Source organism: Halorubrum sp. F4 (assembly GCF_027257195.1).
Lineage (GTDB): Archaea > Halobacteriota > Halobacteria > Halobacteriales > Haloferacaceae > Halorubrum.
Genome location: NZ_JAPDFS010000001.1, coordinates 190808 through 203698, shown reverse-complemented (window position 1 = coordinate 203698; position 12891 = coordinate 190808). Strand labels below are relative to the sequence as shown.

13 protein-coding genes are annotated in these 12891 nt (G+C 68.6%); 10 read left to right on the top strand and 3 right to left on the bottom strand.

The window, feature by feature from the left end; all coding sequences use genetic code 11:
- Positions 1 to 118 precede the first annotated feature (118 nt).
- Positions 119 to 688 carry a DUF5813 family protein gene (locus OKW78_RS01035; RefSeq protein ID WP_281193483.1) on the top strand — a complete coding sequence of 190 codons (570 nt, stop codon included), beginning with the start codon at positions 119 to 121 and terminating at the stop codon, positions 686 to 688.
- A gap of 98 nt (positions 689 to 786) precedes the next feature.
- Positions 787 to 1107, top strand: a complete 321-nt coding sequence (locus OKW78_RS01030) for a hypothetical protein (protein ID WP_281193482.1) — start codon at positions 787 to 789, stop codon at positions 1105 to 1107.
- A 31-nt stretch (positions 1108 to 1138) separates the two neighbouring features.
- Here the strand turns inward: OKW78_RS01030 and tmk are convergent, their stop codons facing one another.
- Positions 1139 to 1738 (bottom strand): dTMP kinase, encoded by a 600-nt coding sequence (gene tmk / locus OKW78_RS01025; protein ID WP_281193481.1) that lies wholly within the window; start codon positions 1736 to 1738, stop codon positions 1139 to 1141.
- 313 nt (positions 1739 to 2051) lie between these two features.
- On the opposite strand from tmk, the gene gcvH reads away from it, so the two are divergent.
- The 6 genes from gcvH (at position 2052) to OKW78_RS00995 (ending at position 7408) form a co-directional block, all read left to right on the top strand.
- The gene (gene gcvH / locus OKW78_RS01020) at positions 2052 to 2435 is read left to right on the top strand and encodes a glycine cleavage system protein GcvH (RefSeq protein WP_281193480.1); all 384 of its coding nucleotides are present in this window, start codon (positions 2052 to 2054) and stop codon (positions 2433 to 2435) included.
- Positions 2436 to 2565: 130 nt separating this feature from the next.
- The gene (gene gcvPA, locus OKW78_RS01015) at positions 2566 to 3885 is read left to right on the top strand and encodes an aminomethyl-transferring glycine dehydrogenase subunit GcvPA (protein ID WP_281193479.1); all 1320 of its coding nucleotides are present in this window, start codon (positions 2566 to 2568) and stop codon (positions 3883 to 3885) included.
- Position 3886: 1 nt separating this feature from the next.
- Entirely contained in the window at positions 3887 to 5317 is a 1431-nt protein-coding gene (gene gcvPB, locus OKW78_RS01010) for an aminomethyl-transferring glycine dehydrogenase subunit GcvPB (RefSeq protein ID WP_281193478.1), read from the top strand.
- 96 nt (positions 5318 to 5413) lie between these two features.
- Entirely contained in the window at positions 5414 to 5854 is a 441-nt protein-coding gene (locus OKW78_RS01005) for a hypothetical protein (protein WP_281193476.1), read from the top strand.
- 38 nt (positions 5855 to 5892) lie between these two features.
- Positions 5893 to 6450: a metallophosphoesterase gene (locus tag OKW78_RS01000; protein ID WP_281193474.1), complete on the top strand. Its 558-nt coding sequence runs from the start codon at positions 5893 to 5895 to the stop codon at positions 6448 to 6450.
- 94 nt (positions 6451 to 6544) lie between these two features.
- On the top strand, positions 6545 to 7408 hold the full coding sequence (locus OKW78_RS00995) for a serine hydrolase (protein ID WP_281193473.1): 864 nt from the start codon (positions 6545 to 6547) through the stop codon (positions 7406 to 7408).
- A 120-nt stretch (positions 7409 to 7528) separates the two neighbouring features.
- On the opposite strand, the gene OKW78_RS00990 is transcribed toward OKW78_RS00995, so the two are convergent.
- Positions 7529 to 8677 (bottom strand): class II histone deacetylase, encoded by a 1149-nt coding sequence (locus OKW78_RS00990; RefSeq protein ID WP_281193472.1) that lies wholly within the window; start codon positions 8675 to 8677, stop codon positions 7529 to 7531.
- A 387-nt stretch (positions 8678 to 9064) separates the two neighbouring features.
- On the opposite strand from OKW78_RS00990, the gene OKW78_RS00985 reads away from it, so the two are divergent.
- Positions 9065 to 10762, top strand: coding sequence for a BCCT family transporter (locus tag OKW78_RS00985; RefSeq protein ID WP_281193471.1), 1698 nt, complete (start codon positions 9065 to 9067; stop codon positions 10760 to 10762).
- Positions 10763 to 10979: 217 nt separating this feature from the next.
- Positions 10980 to 12341 (top strand): aminotransferase class III-fold pyridoxal phosphate-dependent enzyme, encoded by a 1362-nt coding sequence (locus OKW78_RS00980; protein ID WP_281193470.1) that lies wholly within the window; start codon positions 10980 to 10982, stop codon positions 12339 to 12341.
- Between the two features lie 6 nt (positions 12342 to 12347).
- On the opposite strand, the gene OKW78_RS00975 is transcribed toward OKW78_RS00980, so the two are convergent.
- A partial coding sequence (locus tag OKW78_RS00975; protein ID WP_281193469.1) for a M20/M25/M40 family metallo-hydrolase occupies positions 12348 to 12891 on the bottom strand: 544 nt, incomplete at its 5' end.

Here is a 12891-nt window from a genome sequence, read left to right as displayed (position 1 = left end):
CGCGTCCGGACACAAAGGCACACCAGTACCGGCCCGACGTGCCCCCATCGATGACGGCCGGCAGTCGTCGCTCCCGAGGACACGGGCCTTTTGTACGATGCGGCCCCTCGTTCGTGACATGTGCGAGAGCGAACGCGAGGGCGACGGCGGGGATCGCGACGCCGCCGTCGAGCCGGACGCCCGCACCGACGAACTCCCGGGTCGCGTCCGCCGGGCCTTCCGCGACCACGGCTCGTTCGAGCCCGCCGGCGACGAGGCCTGGGCGTCGGAGACGACCGCCTTCGACGCCGAAGTGTCGGCCGAACCGTCTCCCGAGGACGGTCGGATCCGTTTTCTCGTCGCCGTCCGCGTCCCGACGCTGTCGGCGGTGACCGTCGACGAGGTGGCCGACGTGGTCGAGACGGGCTGGTACGAGACGTTCGAACGCCGCGTCGTCGACGTCGGCGGGGTGACTCGCGGGGACCACGAGTTCGACCCGCGGGTGGAGCGCGACGGCGGGACGGTCGTCGTGAACTTCGAGCTGACGGACGTAAACGAGCGGCGCGGCGTCGACGACGCGGGCGCGCTGATCGACTTCGTCGAGGGGACCTACGTCCAGGGCGTGATCCCCGGATACGAGTACACCGAGCCCGTCGAGGGGCTCATCTCGTCGGCCAGACGGCAGGGCGGCGGCTCCGGGAGGTTCTGAGTCGTGGGTTTTCCCGACCGTTCGGCGCGACCCTGCGACGTCACCTCCCGACCGACACGCGTCGATAGGGGCAAAAGCGGGGGGACCGTAGTGCGGGTATGATCGCGTTCCTCGGGTTCGCGAGCCTGGTCGCGCTCGTCGCCTTCCATACGCTGGTCGCCGGCGTGACGACCCGATTCTTCAGGCTCCGGCTGGCCACTTCGTGGGGGTGGGTACTGTACACGGTCGTCCTGACGCCGATGTTGCTCTTCGTCTCGACGCTGTTCTTCACCGGTATCGGCGTCGGCACGGGCGTGGACCTCGTGAGTCCGACGATCGTCGTCGCGGCGCTCGTCGGGCTCCCGATCGTGCTCGGCGTCGCGATCGACTACCTCTACGTGCCGCCGCCGGAGGAATACGAACTCCCCGACACGCGGTGAGGAGGACTCGGAAGACGTAATCGAATGCCCGCTACTCCGCGTCCGCGAGGAGGGACGCGACGACGTCCTCGACGCGAGCGATCACGTCCTCGGGGGGCCGCGTGGCGTCGACGCGAACGAACCGTCCCGGCTCGGCATCGATCAACCGCTCGTAGTTCTCCCGGACCGCGGCGAGGTAGCCGTCCCGCTCGAACTTGTCCGTGCGCCCCGACCGCTCGGCGGCGGTCGACGCGTCCAGATCGAGGTAGATCGTCGCGTCCGGCGATCGTGAGAAGGCGGCGTGGATCCCCCGGACGTACTCCATCGGTCGGGCGATATCGAGGTCGCTCTCGGCGAGCGTCGCGCCCTGGTAGGCGAACCGGGAGTCGGAGTACCGGTCCGAGACGACGAGGTCTCCCTCGGCGAGCGCGGGCCGGACCGTCCGCGAGAGGTGGTCGGCGTGGTCGGCGGTGTACAAGAAGAGCTCGGCGATCGGGTCGGCGTCCGCGTCGCCCATCGAGCGGTACACCGCGTCGCCGTACCAGCTGTCGGTCGGCTCGCGGGTGAAGACGGCGTCCGGGTGAACGTCCTTCAACGCCTCCCAGATGGTCGTCTTCCCGCTCCCGTCCAGCCCCTCCAGCGTGATCAGCATGGTCGCGCTCCGGCCCGCCGGGAGAATAAACCGTCGGGATCGCTCGCGGGAGATCCCGGCCGAGAGAGCTCCGATCGAGGGCGCTCGGACTCGACCTCCCGGGACCGCTCCGAACCGATCCGCCGGGACCGCTCGAAGCGGCTCGTTGCCGTGACCGATCGACCGCCGGGAACACACCTTTTATTTCCCCGTCCTCGGTAGGAACACGCACGCGTATCGCGGAGCACGTCCGACCGGTCCGCCGTTCGATCCGAGCGCCCTAACGCCCGGTTCGAGGCGGCGAAGTCGGCACGTGCCGCGATCGATCACCACAATGAGCTTCGAAGTTCCCGACGAGTTACGATACCTGGAATCGCACGAGTGGACCACCGTCGACGACGACTCCGTCCGGATCGGCATCTCCGACTTCGCACAGGACGAACTCGGCGACGTGGTCTTCGTCGAACTGCCCGACGCCGGCGACGAACTCGACGCCGGCGAGACGTTCGGCGTGGTCGAGTCGATCAAGGCGGTCTCGGACGTGTACTCGCCGGTATCCGGCGAGGTCCTCGCGGTCAACGAGGACCTCTTCGACCGACCGGAGCTCGTCAACGAGGACCCCTACGGCGACGGCTGGATGATCGAGGTCGCCCCGAGCGACGGCGTCGGATACGACGAGCTGCTCGACGCCGACGAGTACGACGCGCAGATCGCCTGAACGTGGAGCGTTCCGACACACCCGGTCCGGACACACCGAGCCGACACCACATGACGAGCCACCAGACACCATCCGAATCGAACCGACGAATCGAATCGAACGCCGCGGGCGACGCGGACGCGGGGAGCAGATGAGCGGGAGCCCGTACGCGCCCCACACCGACGCCGAGACGGCGGCGATGCTGGAGACGATCGGCGTCGAGAGCGAGGAGAGCCTCTTCGACATCCCGGAGGCGGTCGCCTTCGACGGCGAGTTCGGGATCGACGCCCGGACCGAACGCGGGATCCGCGACGAGTGTGCGCGGATGTTCGCGCGCAACGACGACGCGACGGAGTTCCTCGGACGCGGCCACTACAGCCACTACGTGCCGAGCGTCGTCGACCACCTCTCGGACCGCGCGGAGTTCCTCACGAGCTACACGCAGTACCAGCCGGAGATCTCACAGGGCTTCCTCCAGGCGCTCTTCGAGTACCAATCGATGCTCGTGGAGCTGACCGGGCTCCCGGTCGCGAACTGCTCGATGTACGACGCCGCGACGGCGCTCTCGGAGGCCGCGACGCTCGCCGACCGCGTCCGTTCGACGACCGGCGACGTCGTCCTCGTCCCCGAGCACCTCCGCGAGGGGAAGCGGGCGGTCCTCGAGAACTACTGTGCCGGCGCGGACCTGACGGTCGAGGCGTATTCGATGGACGACGGGATAGCCGACGTCGACGCGCTCGCCGACCGCGTCGGCGACGACGTCGTCATGGTGTACGCGGAGAACCCCACCCTCCGCGGGTGTATCGAGGAGAACCTCGACGCGATCGGCGAGGTCGCCGACGACAACGACGCGCTGTTCACGCTCGGGTCTGACGTGGTCGCGCTGTCGGTGCTCGAGGAGCCCGCGAGCGCCGGGGTCGACGTCGTCGTCGGCGAGGCCGGCGCGCTCGGGCTTCCGACGTCCTACGGGATGGGACTGGGGGTCTTCGCCTGTCGCGAGGAGCACCTCCGGCAGGTCCCCGGGCGGCTCGTCGGCGCGAGCGAGGACGCCGAGGGCGACCGGGCGTTCACCCTCACGCTCCAGACCCGCGAACAGCACATCCGGAAGGAGCGGGCGACCTCGAACATCTGTACGAACCAGGCGTGGGTCGCGCTGCGCGCGGCGATCCACGCCGCGTGGCTCGGTCCGGACGGACTCGTCGACCTCGCGAACGACTGCGTGCGGGACGCCGCGGCGCTCGCCGACCGGATCGACGACCTCTCGGGCGCGGCCGCGCCGGTCCACGACCGCCACCACTTCCGCGAGTTCGCGGTGCGGACCGACCAGCCGGCGGCCGCCGTGGCCGACGACCTCGAGAAGACGGGATTCCTCGTTCACGTCGTCGGCGAGCACCTGCTTCAGGTGTGCGTGACCGACCACAACGCCGGACGGGCGGACGACCTCGTCGCGGCGTTCGGGGAGGTGATCTGACGTGATCCACGACCAGGCCGACTACACGCGCGAGGAGGAGTCGGTCCACGAACCGCTGCTCTCCGAGAAGGGAGAGGAGACGGTCGACGTGCGGGAGAAATCACCGCTGTCGGACGATCTGATCCGGGAGGAGCTCACGTTGCCCGCCCCCTCCGAGCCCGAGATCGCCCGCCACTACACCCGGCTCTCGCAGATGAACTGGGCGATCGACTCGGGGCCGTACCCGCTCGGGAGCTGTACGATGAAGTACAACCCCAAGTTCACCGAGGACGTCGCCGCGGACCCGAACGCGGCCGTCCACCCGGACCGCCCGGATCGGGCGGTCCAGGGGAACCTCGAGCTGCAGTACCGGCTCCAGGAGTTCCTCGCGGACGTCGGCGGCATGGACGCCGTCACGCTCCAGCCGCCCGCGGGCGCGGCCGGCGAGTTCACGGGGATCCTGATCGCGAAGGCGTATCACGAACACCACGGCAACGACCGCTCGGAGGTGGTGATCCCGGCGTCCGCACACGGCACCAACTTCGCGACGGCCGCGACCGCCGGCTACGACGTGGTCGAACTCCCCTCCGGGGAGGACGGCCGCGTCGACCTGGAGGCGCTCGAGGCGGCGGTCGGCGACGACACCGCCGCGCTCATGCTCACGAACCCGAACACGGTCGGGCTCTTCGAGCGTGACATCACGGAGATCGCGGAGATCGTTCACGACGCGGGCGGGCTGCTCTACTACGACGGAGCGAACCTGAACGCCCTGCTCGGCCGCGGTCGTCCGGGCGACATGGGGTTCGACGTGATGCACTACAACGTCCACAAGACGTTCGCGACGCCCCACGGCGGCGGCGGTCCAGGCGCGGGACCGGTCGGGGTCACCGAGGAACTCGCGGAGTTCCTCCCGAGCCCGCGCGTCCGCGAGACGAACGGCGAGAAGGGATACGAGCGGTTCGAGCCCGACGAGTCGATCGGGAAGGTCCACGGCTTCGAGGGCAACTGGCTCGTGTTGATCAAGACGTACGCCTACATCGCCCGGCTGGGCGACGAGGGGCTCGCGGACGCGGCGGCCAAGGCCGTGCTCAACGCGAACTACCTCGCGGAACGGATCGACCTGGAGGTTCCCTACGGCCCGTTCCACCACGAGTTCGCGGCGACCGCGGGCGAGCGCGACGCCGCCGACGTCGCGAAACGCATGCTGGACTTCGGCGTCCACCCGCCGACGACGAAGTGGCCCGAGATGGTGCCCGAGGCGATGCTGACCGAGCCGACGGAGATCGAGGGACAGTCCTCGCTCGACGACCTCGCGGAGGCGTTCGACCTCGCGTACGCCGACGTCGACGAGGCCCTCGAGACCGCGCCGAACCGGACCGCCGCGGCGCGGATCGACCAGGTCGGGGCCGCCCGGAACCCGCGGCTCTCCTGGCAGGCCCTCGAGGACGAATAGCGGTCGCAGAGTAGGACGGGAACTCTCGGAGGAGCGTCCTCTCGCCGAGCGGGAATCGACGAACGGGTCATCCCCCGGCGGACCGTACGCTTCGATATGATCCGAGCGATCCTCGGGCTCGTCGGAGCCCTCACCGCGTTGTTTCCGGATCGGGTAGTTGACGTCTTCGAGGTCGTCGCGCTCGAGGACGCCGACGCCGACACCAGACCGTGGGTCGGGTCGGCGGTCCGAGCCGAGGGCGTCCTCGCGGTCACCGTCGGCCTGCTCGGCGGCCGCGGCTACGCTTGGCTCGTGAATCTCACCGGCGTCTTCGGCGCCGTCGTGTTCGCGTTCCCGACGGCGTACCGCGAGTTCGCCGCCCGGCTTCTGTACGAGGATCCGGACGAGATCCGGTGGGCGGACCGGTCCGTGCCGCTTTTCAGGGCCATCGGGGCGGCGTACGTCCTGGCGGGGATCCACGAGCGTCGTCGTCGCCGCCGACGGCACGAGGTCGATGATGGACGCGAGGTCGACGGTGATCGCGTCGACGACGCGTGAGCCCGGGGATTTTTTCGGCCGCACGCGTACCTACGGACATGCTCGTCGGTATCGTCTCGGACACGCACGACGACCTCGCCGCCGTCGAGGCGGCGGTGGACCTGTTCGAATCGCGGGAGGTCGACGCGGTCGTCCACTGCGGCGACTTCGTCGCGCCCTTCTCCGTGACGCCCTTCGACGCCGGGTTCGACTTCTACGCGGTCCGCGGGAACAACGACGGCGAGTGGGCCGTGGAGTCCACGGTCAACTCGTTCGGGACGTACCTCGGGGAGGCGGGCGTCCTCTCGTTCGGAGCCGACGGCGGCGTCGAGAACGGCTCCACGGGCGGGAACGACGCCGACGCCGTCGACGTCGCGGTCACGCACGGGACGAGCGAGGTCGTCGTCGACGCGCTCGTCGGCTGTGGCGACCACGACTACGTCCTCCACGGACACACCCATGCGAGCGGGATCGAGGAGCGAAACGGTACCGTGCGGGTGAATCCCGGCGGGCTCCCGATCCCGGTCGCGGGCGCGGACGACGCCTTTCACGTCGCGACGCTCGACACGGCTGAATCGGGCGTCGCGGCCGTGACGCATCACCGGCTGGACCGCTGACCGGGCGGGACGGTCACCCTGCGGTCGAGTGTCGGCACCGTGTCGCCCCTTCCCGAGAGGTTATGGCGCTCGGCCGGGAGGGAGTTCGACACGGATGAGACCTGACCGACCGCCCGTCGAGACCGACGCCGACCTCGCCGGAGCGATCGATTCGATCGCCGACCGGTTCGACGGTCGTCTCGGCGTGTTTCTCGGCGTGCCGCGTGAGTCGGACGCGTTCGACGTCCTCCACCGACGGAACGCGGACGAGGAGTTCGTCGCCGCGAGCGTGATCAAGCTCCCGATCCTCTACGCCCTCTACGAGGAGTACGACGGGCGGCTCGAGCGACTCGCGGAGACCCGACCGATCGCCCCGGAGAACCGCGTGGGCGGCAGCGGGGTCTTCCATCTCCTCGATGACCCGACCCCGTCACTGGAGGACCTCGCGCGGGCGATGATCGCGATCAGCGACAACGCGGCGACCAACGAACTGATCGACGCCCTCGGCGCGGAGCGGATCGAATCGGCCGCGACTCGGCTCGGAATGACGAACACTCGGCTCCGCCGGAAGATGATGGCGACGCTCGGGGACAACGAGTTCGAGCCGCTCGGGGAGCTTCCGGAGTCCGGACCCGCGAACGTCACCACGCCGACCGACTGCGCCCGGTTCTTCGCCGACCTGGTTCACGAGGCGACGCTCTCCGCTCCGGCGTACGAGCGGCTCCGCGTGCCGCTCGACGAACAGAAGGACGCCTCGCTCTTCGCCCGGTACCTCCCGTATTCGACGCCGATCGCACACAAGACCGGCGGCCTGCCGACCGCGGCGCTCGACGCCGGCGTTCTCCGGCCGGCCGACGCCGACCCGTCGCCGCTGGTGTTCTCGGCGTTCGCGACGCGGGCCGAGAACGGCGGCGACGCGGGCCGAGAACGGCGGCGACGCGGGCGACGCCGTCGCGGCGGTCGGCGAGGCCGTCCTTGAACGGATCACGTCACCGCAGACGGAACACGGCGGAGCGTAGTCGTCGTCGCGAGAGGCGTTGAAGGGCTGGAGGCACCGAAAGGGCTGGAGGCACCGGAAGAACGGTGACTCCTGACGACGCTACTCGACGGCGGGTTCCGTCAGGACCGGCCAGTGTGTGCGGTGGTAGTCGATCGCCTCGTCGAGCCACTCGTCGACGAGTTCCGTCGGCTCGTCGAGCCACCCCATCGGGTCGTCGTGGCCGTATCCCTCCAGGTCGACGAGGCGCTCGAGGACGCCCTCGAGGACGCCGAGCGTGGCGAACGAGAGGTGTGACGGCTGGTAGCCGCCCTCCTGGATCAGCGCCAGGCGGTCGTCGGCGACGTCGGCGGCGAGCGTTCGGACTCTGGATCCCAGCGTCCGGAAGCCGCCGCGGGTGACGAGGTTTCGGCCGTTGGGGTCGACCGTGCCCGCGTCCTGTCCCGCGCTCACGAGGACCAGGTCCGGGTCGTACCCCCGGACGATCGGTTCCACGATCTCGTCGAACAGGCGCTCGTATCCGCGGTCACCGGTTCCGGGCGGAAGCGGGACGTTCACGGTGTATCCGCTCCCGTCGTTCGCGCCGTCCTCCTCGAGCGAGCCCTCCTGCGGGTGGTACTCGGACCACGAGCCGTGGTCGTGGTGGGCGCTCACGAACAGCACGTCGTCGCGGTCGTAGAACGCCTCCTGGGTCCCGTTCCCGTGGTGGACGTCCCAGTCGACGATCGCGACCCGGTCGACGCCGTCGGCGGCGAGCGCGGCCTCGGCCGCGATGGCCGCGTTGTTGAGAAAGCAGAACCCGTCCGCCTGGGTCGGCTGGGCGTGATGACCGCTCGGCCGACACAGCGCGTACGGGACGCCCGACCGCTCCGACAGCGCGTGGTCCGCGGCGGCGACCGCGGTCCCGGCGGCGACCCGCGCCGCGTCGTACGTCGCCTCGTTCGCGCCGGTCGTCGTCCGGCCGATCCGGCCGCCGCCGTCGGCACAGAACGCCTCGAGCCAGTCGACGTACTCGGGGTCGTGAACGCGCTCGATCGTTTCCCTGCTCGCCCGTTCGGGCTCGACGAACCGGCTCTCCTCGGGGAAGCCGTGTTCCACCGTCGCCACGATGTTCTCGACGCGCTCGCGGCGATCCGGGTGCGTCTCGTCGTTGGCCACGATCGGCGTCGACGGGTGTTTGAACGCTCCCGCCGGTTGTTCGTGATCCAGCATGCGGTCGTGCCAGTAGACGGCGAGGTCGACGTCGGTCATCGATTCGCTCCTCGAGAGCTCCGGGCGATTCCGTTCGTCTCGGTCGGGTTCGACGCCGTTCGGTTCGTTCTCACTTCTGCGGTCCTCCGTTCGGAGGACGCGTGTGTCGTGTATCGCACGCCCTCGCTTTCGTGGGAGGTGTGAAAAAATCCCGCGTCGGATCCACGATCGACGTTCCCGGCACGCCGTGCCGGTTTCCTCGCCCGTCGCTTCGATCGTACACAACAACCGTGTATCACGAATACGAAAAAGAACAATATTTATGTAGGATCCATTCAACAAACGGACTGTGCTACCACGCATCACGGCAGTCGGCCGGCAGGGGGAATCGGACGGCAACCGCCGCGTGCGCTCGGTTCGGTGGGGATCGAACGGGGGTGATCCCGCGTGAGCGACGCGGAGGAGACCGAGAGCCCGGTCTCGAAGTTCCTGGAGGAGATCGACCCCGTCGTCTTCGCGTTCGGGGCGCTGTTGACCCTCGGGGTGATCGGCGCGTTCTTCGTCAGCCCGTCGGCCGTCGAGGACACGATCTCGTCTCTCAACACCCAACTGCTCGGTGCGTTCAACTGGGCCATGCTGTTGATCGTCTTCCTGATCGTCCTGTTCCTCCTCTTCCTGATCGTGGGGCCGTGGGGCGGGATCAAGCTCGGCGACGAGTCCCCGGAGTACAGCTTCCTGTCGTTCTTCGCGATGCTGTACTCGGCCGGGTTCGCGGCCGGCGTCGTGTTCTGGGGCCCGACCGAGGCGCTGTTCTACTACGACAGCCCCTCGCCGCTTTTCAGTACCGTCGAGGGTGGAACGGCCGAGGCGATGACGATCGCCGTCCAGCAGACGCTGTTCCACTGGGCGCTGCCGCAGCTCGCGGTGTTCACCATCATGGGCATCGCGATCGGATACTTCGCGTACAACTACGAGGACGTCCCGCTGCGCGTCTCCTCGGCACTCACGCCGATCCTCGGTGCCGACAACCTCGACGGCCCGCTCGCGAAGGTCGTCGACATTCTCGCGGTGTTCGCGACGATCGGCGGCGTCGCCACGTCGCTCGGGTTCATCGGGAGCCAGTTCGTCACCGGGCTCGACTACCAGTGGGGCATCGACATGGGCGACGTCGGGATCCTCCTCGTCGTCACCATGATGACTCTGCTTTTCACCACCTCGATGGTGCTGGGCGTCGACAAGGGGATCCGTCGGATATCGAACTTCAACATGGTGCTGTTCGTCGCCCTCATGCTCGTGACGTTCGTCGTGGGTCCGTCGCTGTTCCTCGTGTTGCTCGGCACGCAGGCGTTCGGCGGGATGATCACCGACTTCGTCTCGATGAGCCTCTTCACCGGTGCCGGACCGATGGGAGGAGGCGACGCGGGCGCGACGGGTTGGGTGAACGCGTGGACGGTGTTCTACTGGGCGTGGGCGCTGTCGTGGTCGCCGTTCGCGGGGCTGTTCATCGCTCGGATCTCCAAGGGTCGAACCGTCCGCGAGGTCGCGTTCACGGGGATCGTCGCGACCTCCGCGGCCACCATCCCGTGGTTCACGTTCGTCGGCGGGACCGCGGTGTGGGCACAACACAACGGCATCGCCGACTTCAGTGCCGTGATGGCCGGCGACGCCGGCGCGGAGGTGTCCGGCTTCATCCTCTTCGAGGCGCTGAACTTCACACTGAACCTCGGAGGTGCGTCGCTGACGCTCCCGGTCGGATCGGTGCTGATCTACGCGTTCTTGATCCTGGTGACCACGTTCTTCGTCACCTCCGCCGACTCCTCGACGCTGGCCGTCTCGATGATGACCACGGGCGGGAAGGCCAAGCCGTCGAACATCAACCGGATCTTCTGGGGAGTCGTCCTCGGGATGACCGCGGCGATCCTGATGATCCTCGGCGGCACCGGCAGCGCGAACACGCTCCAGCAGGCGGCGATCATCACCGGCACGCCGTTCGCCTTCGTCTGCTTCCTCGCGATGCTGGCGCTGATCAAGGACTTCGGCGAGAACTACGACCAGGTGCTCTTCCAGAACGAGACCGTGCTGTACGGATCGGAGGACGAAGGCGGGTCTCGAACCGGGTCCGTCGTCGAATCCGACGACGACTGAGTCGACCGATGAAGACCCGATCGATGATTGAACCAACTGACGACCCGGCCGACGACCGAATCGGCTGACGACGATCCGGTCGACCGGCTCCGGTTCCGGCGTACGCCTTCCGTCCGCCCGCTCGCGGTACATTTCCGTTCGTCCGCTCCCGTCCTTGTCCTCGTCCGAACACGTATCGGGAGAAGGATTTAATGGACGTTGTATACACTTACTGTGTATGGACAGGGACACTGCGGAGCCGGACACCGGCGGCTTGCCGGGTCCGAACGCCGAGAAGTGGGTCGAACACTACGGCGAGCACGCCGCACCCAGCGAGTACTCCCACGAGTTCGTCTGGGACGTCACCCGCGAGGCGGACGGCCCGTTCGTCACCGACGTCGACGGCAACGTCCTCATGGACTTCACGTGTCACATCGGGGCCGCGCCGCTCGGGTACAACAACGAGAAGGTGCTCGGCACGCTTCGGGAGTTCGATCTCGTCGAGCCGATGAAGATCGCGGGACAGGACATGTATTTCGGCTCCGGACCGGACCCCGACACCGCACCGTTCCCGGGCTCGACGCAGTTGATGGAGAAGCTCACGGAGGTCTCCTCGACGTTCGGGCTGGACACGGTCTTCCTCTCGAACTCCGGAGCGGAGGCCATCGAGAACGCGATGAAGGTCGCGCACGACCACAAGCCGGCCGCGAAGTACGGCTTCGCGTTCGGCGGAAGCTTCCACGGGCGCACCCTCGGCACGCTTTCCCTCACCAACTCCAAGGACGTCTACACCCGCCACTACCCGGAGATCGCCGGGATCGAGACGGTCCCGTTCTGTGCGAACCGCGAGTGTACCGCGGAGACGTGCGACTGTGGCTTCTTCGCCGGCGGCGGCTCACAGCTGCGAAATGCGCTCGCGCCGGAGGGCGGCCACGTCGACCCCGCGGAGGTCGCGTTCGTGGTCCTCGAGCCGATACAGGGCGTCGGCGGCTACCGGTTCCCGAGCGAGTCGTTCATGGCGGAGGTCGGCGCGGTCACCGACGAGTACGACATTCCCCTCATCGTCGACGAGATCCAGTCCGGAGTCGGCCGCACGGGCGAGTTCTGGGCGTCGGAACACTACGACGTCGAGCCCGACGTGATCGGTGCCGCGAAGGCGCTCCGCGTCGGCGCGACGGTCGGGCGCTCCGAACTCTTTCCCGAGGAGAAGAACCGTCTCGGTTCCACCTTCGGCGGCGGCGACCTCCTGGCGTCGATGACCGGTGCGCTCACGATCGAGGCGATCGAGGACCACGACCTGCTGGCGAACGCGACCGAGCGGGGTCGGCAGGCGAAGGAGCTGCTCGCGGACGACGCGGGCGACCACGTCGTCGACGTGCGCGGGAAGGGGCTCATGGTCGCCGTCGAGTTCGACACGCCCGACCGCCGCGACGACGTGGTTCGGGAGGCACTGGAACGTGGCCTGCTCACGCTCGGCTGCGGCAAGAAGACGATCCGCCTGCTGCCGCCCCTCGACGCGACCGAACGCGAGATCGACCTCGGGATCTCGATCTTCCTCGACGCGGTCGCGGCCGCGGGGCCGACGCCGACGACCGCTTGAAGCGAGCTACGCCGTCGGAACGTCGCCGGCGGCGACGTCGAGCACCGCCCGCGTCAGGACGTCGACGCCGATCGGTAGGCTGTCCTCGTCGACGTCGAACGTCGGCGTGTGGTGGGCGGTCGGGTGGTCGGTGCCGACGATCAGGTACGTCGCGAGCCCGCCGTCCTCTTGGACGCGCTCCATCAGATACGTCGCGTCCTCGCTCGCGCCGAAGTCGGCGGTCGGCACCACCTCCGTGACGCCGTCGACGTCCGCCGCGACCGACGTCACGCGGTCGGCGAGTTCGGGATCGCTGTCCGCCCGCGGACACTCGGTCGTGACCTCGAACTCGAGGTCGCACCCGTGCGACTCGGCGGCCCCGCGGAACGCCCGCTTGAGCCGGGACTTCCCGTACTCCTTCAGGGCCGTCGTCTCGCCGCGGGCCTCGGCCTCGACGCGCGCGCGGTCGGCGATCACGTTGCTCGCGGTTCCGGCCTCCGCGTATCCGACGTTCACGCGGGTCATCCCCTCGCTGTGTCTGGGGATCCCGTAGGCGTTCGAGATGGCGGTT